13 protein-coding genes and 1 pseudogene are annotated in these 16,164 nt (G+C 60.1%); 7 read left to right on the top strand and 7 right to left on the bottom strand.

All coding sequences use genetic code 11. From position 1 onward, the window contains the following. Positions 1-31 precede the first annotated feature (31 nt). The 5 genes and pseudogenes from gpmI to AC1Z24_RS01515 all read left to right on the top strand — a co-directional run bounded on the left by gpmI (position 32) and on the right by AC1Z24_RS01515 (position 7,171). Positions 32-1,567: a 2,3-bisphosphoglycerate-independent phosphoglycerate mutase gene (gpmI, locus tag AC1Z24_RS01535; protein ID WP_483744305.1), complete on the top strand. Its 1,536-nt coding sequence runs from the start codon at positions 32-34 to the stop codon at positions 1,565-1,567. Positions 1,568-1,726: 159 nt separating this feature from the next. Then, complete coding sequence (locus tag AC1Z24_RS01530) at positions 1,727-3,055, top strand: murein hydrolase activator EnvC family protein (protein ID WP_259101554.1); 1,329 nt, start codon at positions 1,727-1,729, stop codon at positions 3,053-3,055. A gap of 30 nt (positions 3,056-3,085) precedes the next feature. Then, positions 3,086-4,420, top strand: a complete 1,335-nt coding sequence (locus tag AC1Z24_RS01525; RefSeq protein ID WP_483744304.1) for a S41 family peptidase — start codon at positions 3,086-3,088, stop codon at positions 4,418-4,420. 9 nt (positions 4,421-4,429) lie between these two features. After that, positions 4,430-5,221: pseudogene (locus AC1Z24_RS01520) on the top strand (divergent polysaccharide deacetylase family protein); the annotation flags it as partial. Between the two features lie 408 nt (positions 5,222-5,629). Further along, positions 5,630-7,171: a trypsin-like serine peptidase gene (locus tag AC1Z24_RS01515; protein ID WP_483744303.1), complete on the top strand. Its 1,542-nt coding sequence runs from the start codon at positions 5,630-5,632 to the stop codon at positions 7,169-7,171. On the opposite strand, the gene AC1Z24_RS01510 is transcribed toward AC1Z24_RS01515, so the two are convergent. The 7 genes from AC1Z24_RS01510 to AC1Z24_RS01480 form a co-directional block, all read right to left on the bottom strand. Beyond that, complete coding sequence (locus tag AC1Z24_RS01510; RefSeq protein ID WP_483744302.1) at positions 7,172-7,927, bottom strand: substrate-binding periplasmic protein; 756 nt, start codon at positions 7,925-7,927, stop codon at positions 7,172-7,174. A gap of 75 nt (positions 7,928-8,002) precedes the next feature. Next, positions 8,003-8,773, bottom strand: coding sequence for an imidazole glycerol phosphate synthase subunit HisF (hisF, locus tag AC1Z24_RS01505; protein ID WP_259101548.1), 771 nt, complete (start codon positions 8,771-8,773; stop codon positions 8,003-8,005). 148 nt (positions 8,774-8,921) lie between these two features. Continuing rightward, positions 8,922-9,659, bottom strand: coding sequence for a 1-(5-phosphoribosyl)-5-[(5-phosphoribosylamino)methylideneamino]imidazole-4-carboxamide isomerase (gene hisA, locus AC1Z24_RS01500; protein WP_483744301.1), 738 nt, complete (start codon positions 9,657-9,659; stop codon positions 8,922-8,924). Positions 9,660-9,781: 122 nt separating this feature from the next. Continuing rightward, positions 9,782-10,039, bottom strand: coding sequence for a DUF2164 domain-containing protein (locus tag AC1Z24_RS01495; protein ID WP_259101545.1), 258 nt, complete (start codon positions 10,037-10,039; stop codon positions 9,782-9,784). Beyond that, positions 10,039-10,677, bottom strand: a complete 639-nt coding sequence (hisH, locus tag AC1Z24_RS01490) for an imidazole glycerol phosphate synthase subunit HisH (RefSeq protein WP_483744300.1) — start codon at positions 10,675-10,677, stop codon at positions 10,039-10,041. The genes AC1Z24_RS01495 and hisH overlap by 1 nt, the downstream gene beginning before the upstream one ends. Further along, positions 10,677-11,270 carry an imidazoleglycerol-phosphate dehydratase HisB gene (hisB, locus tag AC1Z24_RS01485; RefSeq protein WP_259101542.1) on the bottom strand — a complete coding sequence of 198 codons (594 nt, stop codon included), beginning with the start codon at positions 11,268-11,270 and terminating at the stop codon, positions 10,677-10,679. The genes hisH and hisB overlap by 1 nt, the downstream gene beginning before the upstream one ends. Before the next feature lie 274 nt (positions 11,271-11,544). Beyond that, positions 11,545-13,206 carry an OFA family MFS transporter gene (locus AC1Z24_RS01480; RefSeq protein WP_483744299.1) on the bottom strand — a complete coding sequence of 554 codons (1,662 nt, stop codon included), beginning with the start codon at positions 13,204-13,206 and terminating at the stop codon, positions 11,545-11,547. Between the two features lie 223 nt (positions 13,207-13,429). Here AC1Z24_RS01480 and AC1Z24_RS01475 point away from each other — a divergent pair, with 223 nt between their 5' ends. Then, positions 13,430-13,828 (top strand): acetyl-CoA sensor PanZ family protein, encoded by a 399-nt coding sequence (locus AC1Z24_RS01475; RefSeq protein ID WP_483744298.1) that lies wholly within the window; start codon positions 13,430-13,432, stop codon positions 13,826-13,828. A gap of 105 nt (positions 13,829-13,933) precedes the next feature. Further along, entirely contained in the window at positions 13,934-16,144 is a 2,211-nt protein-coding gene (locus AC1Z24_RS01470; RefSeq protein ID WP_483744297.1) for an AsmA family protein, read from the top strand. Positions 16,145-16,164 lie beyond the last annotated feature (20 nt).

Genomic DNA, 16,164 nt, shown 5'->3' with positions numbered 1-16,164 from the left:
CAACCTCCCTTTTCTGCCACGAGTGGGTTCCATGACTACCACGCCTAAACCTTTGGTCCTGATCATCCTCGACGGCTTCGGCCACAGCGACAGTCACCATGGCAACGCGATTTACGAAGCCAAGATGCCGGTCATGGATCGCCTCTACAAAACCATGCCCAACGGCCTGATTTCCGGCTCCGGGATGGATGTCGGCCTGCCGGACGGGCAGATGGGCAACTCAGAAGTCGGCCACATGAACCTGGGCGCCGGGCGCGTGGTGTATCAGGACTTCACCCGGGTGACCAAGGCTATTCGTGACGGCGAGTTCTTCGAGAACCCGGCCATCTGCACCGCTGTGGACAAGGCTGTCGGCGCGGGCAAGTCCGTACACGTACTGGGCCTGCTGTCCGATGGCGGCGTCCACAGTCATGAAGACCATCTGGTAGCCATGGTCGAGCTGGCCGCCAAGCGCGGTGCCGATAAGATCTACCTGCACGCCTTCCTCGATGGCCGCGACACGCCGCCACGCAGCGCCGAGAAATACCTGCAAACCATGGAAGACGCCTACAAACGTCTGGGCAAGGGCCGTACCGCCAGCATCATCGGCCGTTACTTCGCCATGGACCGCGACAACCGCTGGGATCGCGTGGCCTCTGCTTACAATCTGATCGTCGACGGCCAGTCCGAATTCCAGGCCGACAGCGCCCACGCCGGCCTTGAAGCCGCTTATGGCCGTGGCGAGAACGACGAATTCGTCAAAGCCACCAGCATCGGCGAGACGGTCAAGGTCGAAGACGGCGACGCCGTCGTGTTCATGAACTTCCGCGCCGACCGCGCTCGCGAACTGACCCGCGTCTTTGTCGAAGACGGTTTCAAGGACTTCGAACGCGCCCGCCAGCCAAAACTGGCCGGTTTCGTCATGCTCACTCAGTATGCCGCCAGCATCCCTGCACCCTCGGCCTTCGCCGCCGGCAGCCTGAAGAATGTGCTGGGCGAATACCTGGCAGAAAAGGGCAAGACCCAGCTGCGCATCGCCGAAACCGAGAAATACGCCCACGTCACCTTCTTCTTCTCCGGCGGCCGTGAAGAACCGTTCCCGGGCGAGGAGCGCATCCTGATCCCGTCGCCAAAAGTCGCCACCTACGACCTGCAACCGGAAATGAGCGCGCCGGAAGTCACCGACCGCATCGTCGACGCCATCGAAAACCAGCGTTTTGACGTGATTATCGTCAACTACGCCAACGGCGACATGGTTGGCCACAGCGGCATCATGGAAGCGGCGATCAAGGCCGTGGAATGCCTGGACGTCTGCGTCGGCCGTATCGCCGAAGCGCTGGAGAAGGTCGGCGGCGAAGCTCTGATCACTGCGGACCACGGCAACGTCGAGCAAATGACCGACGACCACACCGGCCAGGCCCACACCGCCCACACCTCTGAGCCGGTGCCGTTTGTCTACGTCGGCAAGCGCAAGCTCAAGGTCCGCGAAGGCGGCGTACTGGCCGATGTGGCCCCAACCATGCTGCAACTGATGGGCCTGGAAAAACCGGCAGAAATGACCGGCCATTCCATTCTCGTTGCCGAGTAAGCTGAACAATTGGTAACAATTCGGCGTTTCGTTGGTCGAAACGTCGAATTTTCCTACAACTGATGCTAAAGCAATGGTTGCCGGACGTTTTTTTTGCAACGCATGGCGGGCATACTAGTCCCCGTCTTTCTTCTCTCTCTCCTCGGTATCGCCCGCCCAATGCTCCGCGCCTTGATCGCTCTTGCCCTGATTTGCCTGCTCAATCCGGCCTTCGCCGACGATGAGCGTGCGCAGACCCAAAAACAGCTGGATACCGCTCGTCAGGAGATCGCTGACCTGCAGAAAGTCCTGGGCAAATTGCAGGAAGAAAAGGCTGGGGTGCAGAAAGACCTCAAAGGCACCGAAACCGAAATGGGCAAGTTGGAAAAGCAGGTCGAGGTCCTGCAAAAGGAACTAAAAAAGACTGAAAGCGAGCTGCAGCGGCTCGATCAGGAAAAGAAAAAGCTGCAGAGCGCTCGGGTTGAACAACAACGCCTGATCGCCATCCAGGCCCGTGCCGCCTATCAGAGTGGCCGCCAGGAATACCTCAAGCTGTTGCTCAACCAGCAGCACCCGGAAAAATTCGCTCGCACCCTGACCTACTACGATTACATGAGCCAGGCCCGCCTGACTCAATTGCACAATTTCAATGAAACCCTGCGCCAACTGAGCAACGTCAGCAAGGACATCGATCTGCAACAGGCCCAACTGCTCGTGCAGCAAGGCACCCTGGACAGCCGCCGCGAAGACCTGGCGAAGGTCCGCAAGGACCGTCAGGACGCCCTGGCCAAGCTCAATCAGGACTACAAGGTTCGTGACCAGAAACTCCAGGCCCGTCAGCAGGACCAGGCCGACCTGAGCAAAGTACTCAAGACAATCGAAGAAACCCTGGCCCGTCAGGCACGGGAAGCCGAGGAAGCGCGGCAGAAAGCGCTGATCGCCGAGCGAGAAGCCGAAGAGAAGCGCCAGCGTGAAGAAGCCGCTCGCGCCCTGGCCAAGAATAACCGGGACAACAGCCCGCCGGATGACGAAGCACCACCGCCACGCCGCCCTGTAAAGGCCCCTGGCGCGCTGGTTTCCAGCAGTGGCGTGTCTTATGGTGGACCTTTTGCTGATGCCAAGGGAAAACTTCCATGGCCAGTTGATGGTCGATTGGTAGCGCGCTTTGGTGAAAGCCGTGGTGATGACGCCCGCGCCACCTGGGACGGGGTCATGATCAGCGCGTCGGCCGGGACTCAGGTACACGCCGTGCATGGCGGTCGCGTGGTGTTTGCCGACTGGTTGCGCGGCGCCGGGCTTCTGGTCATTCTCGACCACGGTAATGGTTACTTAAGCCTGTATGGTCATAACCAGAGTCTGCTCAAGGACGCTGGGGACATTGTCAAAGCCGGGGAAGCGATTTCCACTGTCGGTACCAGTGGCGGTCAGGATACTCCGGCGTTGTATTTTGCTATTCGTCAGCAGGGTCGCCCTAGTGATCCGGCCCAATGGTGTCGTACTCAAGGATAAGTAGGCACCGCATTTAGGAGTTCGTTAGACATGCTGCATTTGTCCCGCCTCACCTCGCTGGCCCTGACCATCGCCGTCGTTATCGGTGCTCCGCTGGCCCATGCCGCCGAGAAAGCCACCGTAGCGCCTGCCGCAGCAGCGGCGAGCAGCAACGCCAACGCCAATGCCAAGGCGCCATTACCGCTGGACGAGCTGCGTACCTTTGCCGAGGTCATGGACCGGATCAAGTCCGCCTACGTCGAGCCGGTGGACGACAAGACCCTGCTGGAAAACGCCATCAAGGGCATGCTCAGCAACCTTGATCCGCACTCCGCTTACCTCGGCCCGGAAGACTTCCAGGAGCTGCAGGAAAGCACCAGCGGCGAGTTTGGCGGCCTGGGCATCGAAGTCGGCGTCGAAGACGGCTTTATCAAGGTCGTATCGCCCATCGATGACACTCCTGCCTCCAAGGCCGGCATCGAGGCTGGCGACCTGATCGTCAAGATCAACGGCGCGCCGACCCAGGGTCAGACCATGCAGGAAGCGGTCGACAAGATGCGCGGCAAGATCGGCGAAAAAATCACCCTGACGCTGGTTCGCGACGGCGGCACGCCATTCGACGTGACCCTGGCGCGGGCGACCATTCAGGTCAAGAGCGTGAAATCGCAGATGCTGGAGCCTGGCTACGGTTACATCCGTATCACCCAGTTTCAGGTCAAGACCGGTGAAGAAGTCGGCAAGGCCCTGGCCAAGCTGCGCAAGGACAACGGCAAGAAGATGAACGGCCTGGTCCTGGACCTGCGCAACAACCCTGGCGGCGTGCTGCAGGCCGCCGTGGAAGTGGCCGACCACTTCCTGACCAAGGGTCTGATCGTCTACACCAAGGGCCGTATCGCCAACTCCGAGCTGCGCTTCAATGCCGATGCGGCGGACGCCAGCGAAGGCGCACCACTGGTGGTACTGATCAACGGCGGCAGCGCCTCGGCCTCGGAAATCGTCGCCGGTGCCCTGCAGGACCAGAAACGCGGCGTGCTCATGGGCACCGACAGCTTCGGCAAGGGCTCGGTGCAGACCGTGCTGCCACTGAACAACGATCGCGCAATCAAGATCACCACGGCGCTGTACTTCACGCCTAACGGTCGCTCGATTCAAGCTCAGGGTATCAACCCGGATATCGTGGTTCGTCGGGCCAAGGTCACCAACGAAGCCGACGCCGAGAACTACAAGGAAGCCGATCTGCTCGGCCACCTGGGCAACGGCAACGGCGGCGCGGACAAACCGACCGTCAAGGGCTCGGCCGCCAAGGCGCGTCCGCAGGACGACGACTACCAGTTGAATCAGGCCCTGAGCCTGCTCAAGGGCTTGAGCGTCACCCGCGGAAACTAACGGATGGCTATGTGGTTGTCACGCTGCCTGCTGGCGCTGTTCCTCGGACTCACCGGTGTTGTCCATGGCGCATCGGCGGAGCCGGAGAGCGACAAGGATAACGCAGGGAAATCCGCCTATCTGACGCTGATCATCGACGATCTTGGGCAGAATCCGGAGCGCGACCGTCGCGCTCTGGCGCTGCCCGGGCCGGTGACGCTGGCCATCATGCCCGATACGCCCCATGCCACCGACTTCGCCCGGGAAGCCCACAAGGCCGGCAAGACGGTGATCCTGCACATGCCCATGGACCCGGCAACCGGTCCTTATGCCTGGCGCCCCGACCTGCCCATGGACGAACTGGCAAAGCGCTTGAACGACGCTTTGCTGAAAGTCCCCTATGCCGCCGGCCTGAATAACCACGAAGGCAGTCGCATGACCGCCCAGCCCGAAGCCATGGGCTGGCTGGTGGCCGAGCTGCAACGTCGCCATCTGTTCCTGATCGACAGCCGCACCAGCGCCAAAACTGTGGCCGCCGCCCAGGCGCAACTGATCGGCCTGGCCAGTGCATCCCGCGATGTATTCCTCGATGACGTGCGCACGCCGGAAGCTGTCGCCACGCAACTCAAGACCGCGATCCGCCTGGCCCTCAAGCAAGGCTCGGTGATCATGATCGGCCACCCCTACCCGGTGACCCTGGATTTGCTGGAACGCGAGCTGCCGGGACTAAAAGCCCAGGGCATCAACTGGATCGATGTACGGCGGATGATCAGCGTACGCGGCAACGGCGCCATGGCCGCCCATGGCAAAAACGGGGTTTATCACAAAACAGCGGCGGCTCACCCCGCCAAGCCATCGGAGCCCAAAGCGGCACCGGTGACACCTTCCGCACCGGCAACGCCAACAAAACCCGATGCACCTCCCGCACCTACAACGCCAGCAGAACCTGCAATACCTGACGCACCTTCCACACCAGCAGCTGCGGCACCTGATGCTCCGGCAGCTCCGGCAGCTCCGGCAGCTCCGGCAGCTCCGGCAGCTCCGGCAGCTCCGGCAGCTCCGGCAGCAGCAGAGCAGGAACCGCCCGCTGAGTTGTAGGCCCGCGCCATTTATTACCTGGGGAAAAATCTGCTTTTTTCTCTCCCTCTTGCCTCCAGAGTTACTCCTTGCTTAAAGAGACCAGGCGCGTCGTCCGACGCGCAATGACCCTCGAATAATCAAGGATGATTCATGAACAAGAGATTGCTTGCCGGGCTTCTAATAGGCATTGGGGGACTTTCCCTATCGGTCCAGGCCGGGGACTTTGGCGAAGGCCTGGGCAATCTTGCCCACTCCAAAGTGCTGGAAAACCACGACGGGCGCTACAACCATTGGAACGGTATTGGCCGGATCATGGCCAAGGGGGGCATGCATTGCACTGCCACCCTGCTCGACACCCGCAGCCAAGATAGCCCGGCCAATGCCCCGGCCTACGTGCTCACCAGCGGTCATTGCGTGGAAAAGAAAAACGGCTTGATCGTCACTGATCGCGTGGTCGAGGGCGAGGTATTGTTCAACTACTTCAGCGATACCCAGCCCCGCTCTTTTGCGCTGAAACGCATCAACTGGAGTAGCATGCAGGGTGTCGATCTCGCCATTATCGAATTGCAGGCTCCATTGAGCGAACTGATCGCTGCGGGCATCGAGCCGATGCAAATAGCCAGGGACATGCCCGCAGTCGGCAGCGATATCCTGCTGGTCGGCGCTCCGCTGAAGCACGGCACAGGCCATTTGCGCCTCGCCGCCTGCACACAGCAACAATCCTCTGATGTATTGGAGCAACCGTGGTTCTGGCGCAACTCGGTGAAAAACCAGTGCCGTGATGTAAGCGAGGGCAGTTCGGGCAGCCCGGTTCTGTTACGCGAAAGCAACGAAGTATTTGCCGTACTGGGCACTTCCACTCAAGGCAGCCGGGGCCAGCCAATGGAGCTGCCCGAGGGCTTACCGGTGCCATCGCCTGACAACAACTACGGCAGCGCAATGACCTTCATGCGCAATTGCTTCGCCAAAGGCGTGCTTGTCCAGGACTCGCAGGAGTGCGCGCTGTTTCCAACTTATTCGATCACGTTCAAATCACCCGTCAAGCGCTACGCCAAGATCGCGCAGGATATGCACGGCCAGGCTATCTATCCGACCTGGGATCTGCGTTTTAGCCTCGATACGCCCTTCTATCGCTACAAACAGGTTGAACGCGCTCATCAGTGTGAAAGCCCACATCACTACAGCGCCGCCCTGCCGACTGAAAACGCCCGGATCAACGACGTCATAGGCCTGCGTCCCGGCATGCATCTACTGTGCATCATCGGAGTTACCGCAGCAGACGAGCGGCCAAGCCTGGGCATGATGCGCAACGCCCTGACACTGGGCGTGGAGTTACTGCCCGCAGGGCTGACCGAAGCACCAAAGATACTGATGAAGCACGCTGGCAGTGGCTACAGCGTCAGCTACGAACAGGATCCTCGCCTGTTCAGTCACTACAGCATCAAGTACGGTCCACCCAAAAGTACTGACTGCTCCGATCCCGCCGATCATCGCAAAGTAATCGCCTCCAGGCCGGTACATTTCCCAGCCAATAAACTGCCGCTGAAGCTATGCACTCTGGCCTATGACCACAACGGACAACCGTCAGCGATGCGCGAGGATCTGCTGGAGCAGCGAACCAAAGCAGAAGAGCGTCACCCCGGTAAAACCCGCTTTTCCTATATAGGCCTGGGCGACGAGCCTGCGGACTGATCAGCGATAACGCGCAGCCGCCTTATCGACAAAGCCCTCGGCCCGCAACTGGTCGAGGGCCTGCTGCAAGCGGATGACCACGACATCGGGTGTGGCCTTGTTCAGCGCCAGATAGAGTTCGGCGGTATTGAAGCGCAGGACTGTCTTGAACCCCCTGACGCCCTCAAGCCGCGCCAGATAGGGTCCGGCAGGATCGCTGGTGGCCCAGAGGTCGATCTGACCGCTGAGCAGCTTCTTGACGTTGTCCTGGTCACGAAGCGCAAGGATGGGGCTCAGCCCCTGAGCCAGCAACCGCTCACCGATGGCGTCCCCCTTATAAGCACCAATTCGGTAGCTCTTGGCCTGCTCGAGGCTGGTCAGGGTGATGGGGCTGTCGGCACGGGCAAGCAGAGTCCACTCGTAGCGACCTACGGGACCAACCCATTTGAAGAGTTTTTCCCGCTCAGGCAGGCGGGCCGTGGAAAACACACCATAACCGGGCTGTTCCCGAGCCAGATTATAGATACGCTCCCAGGGAAAACGCAGGGTCATGCTGTACTTGAGGCCCGCGCGCTTGAAAGTCTCACGCACTACCTCAGCCGCCATGCCCTCGATGTTGGCTTCCTGGGCGAAGTTCTTGCCATCGACCGCCATATTGAATGGCGGCAGATTTTCCGTCAGCAGGACCATGGTATCGGCGGGCACTTCAGCGGCCCGGGACGGACCGGCCAGCACCCCGATGACACTAATCAGCGCAAGACAAAAACCTTTGAGCATTTCGCGGGCCCCGAGTCTGACAACGCAAAGAGGTTGCAGGGATTACTTTGCGTTGTCTAGCACGGCGAGCGGCGATCAGCGCACCACGATACCTTGCTTGGCCATGTAAGCCTTGGCTTCGGGCACGGTGTATTCGCCAAAGTGAAAAATACTCGCCGCCAGTACCGCACTGGCGCCGCCTTGCAGAACGCCGGCCGCCAAGTGTTCCAGGTTGCCGACCCCGCCGGAAGCGATCACCGGAATGCCAAGGGCATCGCTGATTGCGCGAGTCACGCCCAGATCGAAGCCGTTCTTCATGCCGTCCTGATCCATGCTGGTCAGCAGAATCTCACCAGCGCCGAGGTCTTCCATCTTCTTGGCCCACATCACCGCATCCAGACCGGTCGGCTTGCGCCCGCCGTGAGTGAAGATTTCCCAGCGCGGCGCTTCCCCCGGCAGAGAGACTTTCTTGGCGTCGATAGCGACAACGATGCACTGCGCACCGAAGTGCGCGGCGGCTTCGCCGACGAACTCAGGGTTGAACACGGCTGCCGTGTTGATCGACACCTTGTCGGCACCGGCATTGAGCAGGTTGCGGATGTCCTGGATGGTGCGCACGCCACCGCCGACGGTCAGCGGGATAAACACCTGGCTGGCCATGCGCTCGACGGTGTGCAGCGTGGTATCACGACCATCGACGCTGGCGGTAATGTCCAGGAAGGTGATCTCGTCAGCACCCTGCTCATCGTAACGGCGGGCAATTTCCACAGGATCACCGGCGTCACGGATGTTCTCGAACTTGACGCCCTTGACCACACGACCGTTATCGACGTCCAGGCAAGGGATGATGCGTTTGGCCAGGGCCATGGGTTATCTCCGTTCAAAAACCACAGAAGTCAGATTCTCTGTGTCTGTGGGAGCGAGGCTTGCCCGCGAATCGGTCGCTGCGGTGAGCCAGACCTACCCCGTTATCGTTCTTCGCGGGCAAGCCTCGCTCCCACAGACCTCTATGACCTCAGCGTTGTTCCAGGTCACACAGCGCCTGAGCTTCAGCGACATCCAGCGTACCTTCATAAATCGCGCGGCCGGTAATGGCGCCGATAATGCCGGGCGCGCGGGCGTCCAGCAGGGCCTTGATGTCGCCCAGGTTATGAATGCCACCCGAGGCGATCACCGGAATCTTCGTCGCGGCGGCCAATGCTGCGGTGAAAGGCACGTTGCAGCCCTGCATCATGCCGTCTTTGGCGATATCGGTGTAGACAATGGCCGACACGCCGTCCGCTTCGAAACGCTTGGCCAGGTCGATGACCTGCACCGAGCTGACTTCAGCCCAGCCGTCGGTGGCGACGAAGCCATCCTTGGCGTCGAGACCGACAATGACTTTGCCGGGGAAGGCGCGGCAGGCTTCGGCCACGAACTCAGGTTCCTTGACCGCCTTGGTGCCGATGATCACGTAGCTGACGCCAGCCTTGACGTAATGCTCGATGGTTTCCAGGGAGCGGATACCGCCGCCAATCTGGATCGGCAGGTTCGGGTAGCGCTTGGCGATGGCCGTGACCACATCACCATTGACCGGCTGGCCTTCGAAGGCGCCGTTGAGGTCGACCAGGTGCAGACGACGGCAGCCGCCCTCCACCCACTTGGCCGCCATGGCCACCGGGTCATCGGAGAATACCGTGGAGTCTTCCATGCGGCCCTGGCGCAGGCGCACGCAGGCACCGTCTTTAAGGTCGATAGCGGGGATAATCAGCATGCTTGATCCTTTGTTGTGAAAGCCGCGAGCTACGAGCGGCAAATATGCGCCCTACCAATTCTTGAGCTCAAAGCTCGTAGCTCGTAGCTCGTAGCTCGTAGCTCGTAGCTAAAAAGCTGCGTCTAATTCTTTTCCAGCGCCCAAAGATCCACTTCGATGCTCTCGAAGCGTTCCTTGAGTTGCGCCTGAACGTCGAAAATCGCCCGATTGTAGTAATGCGGGGCGATTTCACGGGTAAACAGCTCAAGAATCTCCGCCGCCTCGAACGAACCCAGGTCAAGATCGAAACGATCGGCCATCAGCCGCTGGATCTTGTGGTTCGCCTCACTTTCCTGCTCGGGCGTGAGGGTGAGGATCGGCGGTTTGTTCTTGCGGCTCATTACCAGCGCCCGTCCCAGGCGGCGAAGTTCTGCAACAGTTGCAGGCCATGGGTATGGCTCTTCTCCGGGTGGAACTGCACGGCAAAGCGTGAACCGTCGGCCATGGCAGCCGCAAAATCGACGCCATAGTGACCACTGCCGACCACCTGCCGCTGATTGGCGGCGGCGATATAGAAGCTGTGCACGAAATAGAAGCGCGCCAGGTCCGGGATGTTGTGCCACAGCGGGTGATCCACCGCCTGAGTCACTTCGTTCCAGCCCATGTGCGGCACTTTCAGGTGCTCGCCGTCTTCATGCAGGTCCTTGCCGAAAAACTTCACCTGGCCGGGAAACAGGCCGATGCAGTCGACGCCGCCGTTCTCCTCACTGTGATCGAGCAGGGCTTGCATGCCCACGCAGATCCCCAGGAACGGACGGTCCTGGCTGACTTCACGCACCAGCGAGTCGAAGCCCAGGCGACGAATTTCAGCCATGCAATCGCGAATCGCGCCAACACCGGGAAATACCACGCGGTCAGCTTCACGAATGACATTGGCGTCGCTGGTGATCTGCACCTTACCTGCGCCCACATGCTCCAGGGCCTTGGCGACCGAGTGCAGGTTGCCCATGCCGTAATCGATAACCGCGACTGTCTGCATCAGAGCACACCCTTGGTCGAAGGCATTTGCCCGGCCATGCGGTCATCGAGTTCGACAGCCATGCGCAGCGCACGACCGAAGGCCTTGAACACGGTCTCGATCTGGTGGTGCGTGTTGGTGCCGCGCAGGTTGTCGATGTGCAGAGTGACGTTAGCGTGATTGACGAAGCCCTGGAAGAACTCCTGGAACAGGTCCACATCGAAGCCGCCGACTGTGGCCCGGGTATACGGCACATGCATTTGCAGGCCCGGACGCCCGGAGAAATCGATGACCACACGCGACAGCGCTTCGTCGAGCGGAACATAGGCGTGGCCGTAGCGACGAATGCCTTTCTTGTCGCCGATGGCTTTGCTGAATGCCTGGCCCAGAGTGATACCGACATCCTCCACGGTATGGTGGTCGTCGATCTCCAGGTCGCCTTTGCATTCGATATCGAGGTCGATCAACCCGTGCCGGGCGATCTGATCGAGCATGTGCTCAAGGAAAGGGACACCGATATCGAATCGGGCCTTTCCAGTGCCATCCAGGTTGATCGAGGCTTTGATCTGGGTCTCCAGAGTGTCGCGCTCGACGGATGCCTTACGTTCGGCCATCACCAGCTCCGCAAAATCATTGGGCGAAAAGGGCGACATTATAGGCCCAGAACGGTGACGGGTGTAGGAGCGAATGCATTCGCGGGGAACTATCTGCACGGTTTCAGACAGGGCGCATCGCAGGCAAAAACACATGAGCGTTGTGGGACCGGCTTCAGCCGGGAAGACATTGGCAAGATCGATACATTTCTATCGTCTTCAACATTGCCTTCCCGGCTAAAGCCGGTCCCACAGAAAGCACGGATGGCGGGCGCCAATGCGCCCGCCAAAGGCCTTAGTGGAACAGCACCGCCGTCTTCTGCAGGGTAATCCACACACCCCACGCCAACGGAATACCCACGGCCAGCCACGCAGCGATGGTCAGCGGCTTGCTGCCCGGCGAGGCTTTCCATTCCAGTGAAGTGTTCTGGTCAGCACCCTTGTCATGGCCGATAGCCTGTTCGGCCGCCAGTTCGGCGTCGGTCATGAAGTACTTGTCGGCTACCGGACGGACCAGCATGTTGCAGATGAAGCCCAGCACCAACAGGCCAGCGAGGATGTACAAGGTGATGTCATAGGCATCGGCACGGGCCACGCCATGGCTCAACTGGTACTCACGCAGGTAGTTGACCAGTACCGGACCCAACACGCCCGCTGCAGCCCAGGCGGTCAGCAGACGACCGTGGATCGCACCGACCATCTGCGTACCGAACAGGTCCGCCAGGTAAGCCGGAACCGTAGCGAAACCGCCGCCGTACATCGACAGCACCACGCAAAACGCCGCCACGAACAGCGCGACATTGCCCAAATGACCGAGAGTTGGCACCGAGGCGTACAGCAAAAAGCCCAGGGCAAAGAACACAAAGTACGTGGCTTTGCGGCCGATGTAGTCGGAGAACGAAGCCCAGAAGAACCGCCCACCGATGTTGAACAGGCTCAACAGACCGGTGAAACCGGCAGCAATGGCCGCGATCTGGCCCAACTGCGCAGCGCTGAGCTGGCTGAAGGTCAGCGTGTTGCCCAGCAACTGGCCAGCAAAGACTTCCTGCAGCAAGGGCGAGGCCATGCCGAGAATGCCGATACCCGCCGAAACGTTCAGGCACAGCACCAGCCAGACCAGACGGAACTGCGGGGTTTTCCACGCCACGCTGACGTGTACGTGACGATGAGTGATCATCGTGTTGTTGGCCTTCTTCGCCGGAGCGGTCCAGCCTTCAGGCTTCCAGCCAGTCGGTGGAACGCGATACGCCAGAGCGCCGCCGATCATGAAGATGAAGTAAATCACCGCCATGGCCACGAAACTCTGCCATACGCCAACGCTGTCGGGCGTTGCGAAATGGCTCATCAGCGCTGTCGCCAGGGGTGCACCCACCATCGCACCGCCACCGAAGCCCATGATCGCCATGCCGGTCGCCATGCCGCGCTTGTCCGGGAACCACTTGATCAGGGTCGAGACCGGGGAGATATAGCCCAGGCCCAGACCGATCCCGCCAATAACCCCGGAACCGAGCCACATCAGCCATATCTGGTGGCTGTAGATGCCGAGCGCCGAAATCAACAGGCCACCGCACCAGCACAGGGCCGAAACGACACCGGCCTTGCGTGGACCGGCATGCTCAAGCCAGCCGCCCCAGATAGCTGCCGAGCAGCCCAGGAAGATGAAGAACAGGGTGTAAATCCAGCCCAGCATCGAGATCGGCCAGTCGCAGGTCGACGAGAATACCTGGGCAAAGAAGCCCATATCGGGCGCGCAGGCAGTCGGCGCGGATATACCGACAGCCTTGGACAGCGGCAACCAGAACACGGAAAAGCCATAGGCCATGCCGATGCACAGATGGATTGCCAGAGCAGCGGGTGGAACGAGCCAACGGTTGAAACCGGATTTGGCAATAATGCGTTCCTTTGACAGGAACGCAGGTTGAGCGACTGAACCGCTCAGGACTGAGCTAGAACTCATTATTATTTCCCCCAGGTGTGTATTACGCGCAAGACATTCGCTCTAATGCGGCCATAGCTTTGCTTGCACGGGGCAAGCTGCATATGGACTGCGAAATTCCGAAATAGTGGCAAAAGCCCACTACAGGAGGTGCGAATAGGCGGAGATTAACATTAGCCAGCATTCTGATCCGCTCTTTTAAACGCGATCTGTACCCGCTACATGCCTTGCCAAAGGAAAACTCATGCCTGTCTTAGTTGAACCGTTAGATGCCCTTAGTTATCAAGACCAGGAAGACCTGCAGAAAATCTATCGTGATGCCCCTGAAGGTTTTTTCGCCCCCTATGCCGATGCTGCAGAGCTGCTTGAAAAAACCGTCAGCGACGGCCAGTTGCTTGTGGCCCGCTTCAACGACCGTTTATTGGGAGCGGCTCGCCTGCAATGCCAGCCTGATCAGTGGCTGCTGTCTCATTTGTGTGTGCGCCTACCGACTCGCCGACGCGGCGTAGCGGAGCGTCTGGTGACCCTGACAGAAAAGTCAGCCAGGGATGCAGGCAGCCAACTACGCTTGCTGGTAACCGCCGAGTCTCCTGCAGTCCAGGCCCTGGCGGCCAAACTCCATGTACCGTTGCTGAAAGCTTGATTGCAACAATACGCAACGGCGTGTGGTCAGAGATCACCCGGAAACCCGCGTGAGGAGGCTATACTCGCGGGCTATTTTTGAACGTTCGAATACAAGGACTCGCCCATGAAAGCGTTCGGCAAAATCCTGGGACTGTTTATTCTCGGGCTGTTGCTGATCATCGTGGCTCTCGGCTTCGCGCTGACCCATCTGTTTGATCCCAACGACTACAAAGACGAGATTCGCAAGATTGCCCGCGACAAGGCGCACATCGAACTGACCCTCAATGGTGATATCGGCTGGAGCCTGTTCCCCTGGCTCGGCCTGGAGCTGCACGATGCCAGCGTCGCCACGCTGATCACGCCGACCAAGCCGTTCGCCAATCTGCAAATGCTCGGCTTGTCCGTGCGAGTCCTGCCGCTGCTGCGCCGTGAAATCCAGATGAGCGATGTGCGCGTCGAAGGCCTGGACCTGATGCTCAGCCGCGACGAAACCGGCCATGGCAACTGGGAAGACATCGGCCGCCGCGCCCCGTCTGACAGCACCGCCCAGAGTCAGGCGACGCCTGAGTCGGATAAAACCGACAAGACTGAAAAGCCGTCGCAGCCGATCAAACTGGATATCGACAGCCTCACCGTCAATAACGCTCGGGTCGAATACACCGATGCGCGCAAGAACCAGACCTTCAGCGCCGAAAGCATCCAATTGAGCGCCGGTGCAGTGCATGAAAACACCGATATACCGATCAAACTGACCGCCTTCCTTGGCACCAACCAGCCGGTGCTGCGCGCCAAGACCGAACTCACCGGCCAACTGCGCCTCAACCGCGCCCTCAAGCGCTACCAGCTGGGTGACATGCGCGTGACCGGCGAACTGTCCGGCGACCCGCTGCAAGGCAAGACCGTGACCTTCAACGCCCAAGGGCAATTGCTGACCGACCTGATGGCCAACGTCGCCGACTGGACCAGTCTCAAGCTGTCGGCCAATCAGTTGCGTGCCTTGGGTGAGTTGCATGTACGTGATCTGGACAAGACCCCGCAAGTCAGCGGCGCTCTTTCCGTCGCCCAGTTCGACCTGCGCAACTTCCTCGACAATATCGCCATGCCCGCTCCGGCCATGGCCGAGGGTAGCCTGAAGAAACTTGAACTGGTCACCCGCATCAGCGCCAATCCCACCAGCCTGACGCTGGAAGGCCTTAACTTCAAACTCGACGACAGCAGCTTCACCGGCCGCCTGGCCGTCGAAGACTTCGCCAAACAGGCGCTGCGCCTGCAACTCAAGGGCGACACCTTCGACGCCGACCGCTATCGCCCGGTCGAGTCCGAGGAGTCAAAAAGCGCCAGCGCCGCACGTAAGGCCGAAGTGGCCAGCGGTGAAGACGCCGCAGCCGGTGGCACTACCACCCTGCCGGAGCAACCGACCAAGCAGGCCTGGAGCACGGAAAAGCTGTTCCCCCTGGAGCGCATGCGCAAGCTGGACGTCAATGCCGAGCTGGGCTTCGACAAGTTGATCATCAAGAAGCTGCCGATTCAGAACGCGGCCCTGCAAACCCAGGCGCAGAACGGCGTCATTACCGTCAGCAGCCTGCGTGGCGATCTGTACAACGGCAACTTTGAAGTCAAAGGCAATCTCGACACCCGCCCTGACGTGCCAGTGGCCACCGTACAGACACGCGTCGCCAAAGTGCCGGTTGACCGAGTGCTCCAGGCCATGGGCCAGACCCCGCCGGTCAAGGGCTTGCTGACCCTGAACAATAACCTGACCGCCAAGGGCAATAGCGAAAAAACCCTGGTCGACAGCCTCAACGGCACTACCAGTTTTGCCATCAACGACGGCGTGCTGGTCAGCGCCAATATCGAACAGCAACTGTGCCAGGGCATCGCCGTGCTTAATCGCGAGACCCTGAGCGGCAACCCACGCGGTCACGACACGCCCTTCCAGCAACTAAACGGCAGCCTGACAGTGCGCAACGGCGTCGCCAGCAACCCCGACCTCAAGGTGCAGATCCCTGGCCTGACCGTCAACGGCAACGGCGATATCGACCTGCGTGTACTGGGCATGAACTACCGCCTGGGCGTCATCATCGAAGGTGACAAGAGCGACATGCCCGACCCGGCCTGCCAGGTCAACCCGCGCTATGTCGGCATCGAATGGCCGATCCAGTGCCGTGGCCCCCTGGAAATGGGCGCTAAGGCCTGCCGCCTGGACAAGGAAGGCATTGGCCGTATCGCCGCCAAGCTGGCCACCGACAAACTCGGTGAAAAACTCGAAGAGAAACTGGGCGACAAAGTCAGCCCGGAACTCAAGGATGCCCTCAAGGGCTTGTTCAAACGCTAGTGTCCTGTCTCACTTACTGA

The sequence above is a fragment of the Pseudomonas sp. JL23 genome, from assembly GCF_056933585.1.
Note: the sequence above shows the minus strand (reverse complement) of the source record. Positions and strands in the feature narration are given on the sequence as shown.

Excerpts from the sequence above, each read along its gene's own strand:
- AC1Z24_RS01480 (WP_483744299.1), bottom strand. The coding sequence starts at position 13,206 with ATGAGTTCTAGCTCAGTCCTGAGCGGTTCAGTCGCTCAACCTGCGTTC.
- hisF (WP_259101548.1), bottom strand. The coding sequence starts at position 8,773 with ATGGCCCTGGCCAAACGCATCATCCCTTGCCTGGACGTCGATAACGGT.
- AC1Z24_RS01475 (WP_483744298.1), top strand. The coding sequence starts at position 13,430 with ATGCCTGTCTTAGTTGAACCGTTAGATGCCCTTAGTTATCAAGACCAG.
- hisB (WP_259101542.1), bottom strand. The coding sequence starts at position 11,270 with ATGGCCGAACGTAAGGCATCCGTCGAGCGCGACACTCTGGAGACCCAG.
- hisA (WP_483744301.1), bottom strand. The coding sequence starts at position 9,659 with ATGCTGATTATCCCCGCTATCGACCTTAAAGACGGTGCCTGCGTGCGC.
- AC1Z24_RS01510 (WP_483744302.1), bottom strand. The coding sequence starts at position 7,927 with ATGCTCAAAGGTTTTTGTCTTGCGCTGATTAGTGTCATCGGGGTGCTG.
- AC1Z24_RS01530 (WP_259101554.1), top strand. The coding sequence starts at position 1,727 with ATGCTCCGCGCCTTGATCGCTCTTGCCCTGATTTGCCTGCTCAATCCG.
- AC1Z24_RS01525 (WP_483744304.1), top strand. The coding sequence starts at position 3,086 with ATGCTGCATTTGTCCCGCCTCACCTCGCTGGCCCTGACCATCGCCGTC.
- hisH (WP_483744300.1), bottom strand. The coding sequence starts at position 10,677 with ATGCAGACAGTCGCGGTTATCGATTACGGCATGGGCAACCTGCACTCG.
- AC1Z24_RS01495 (WP_259101545.1), bottom strand. The coding sequence starts at position 10,039 with ATGAGCCGCAAGAACAAACCGCCGATCCTCACCCTCACGCCCGAGCAG.
- AC1Z24_RS01470 (WP_483744297.1), top strand. The coding sequence starts at position 13,934 with ATGAAAGCGTTCGGCAAAATCCTGGGACTGTTTATTCTCGGGCTGTTG.
- AC1Z24_RS01515 (WP_483744303.1), top strand. The coding sequence starts at position 5,630 with ATGAACAAGAGATTGCTTGCCGGGCTTCTAATAGGCATTGGGGGACTT.
- gpmI (WP_483744305.1), top strand. The coding sequence starts at position 32 with ATGACTACCACGCCTAAACCTTTGGTCCTGATCATCCTCGACGGCTTC.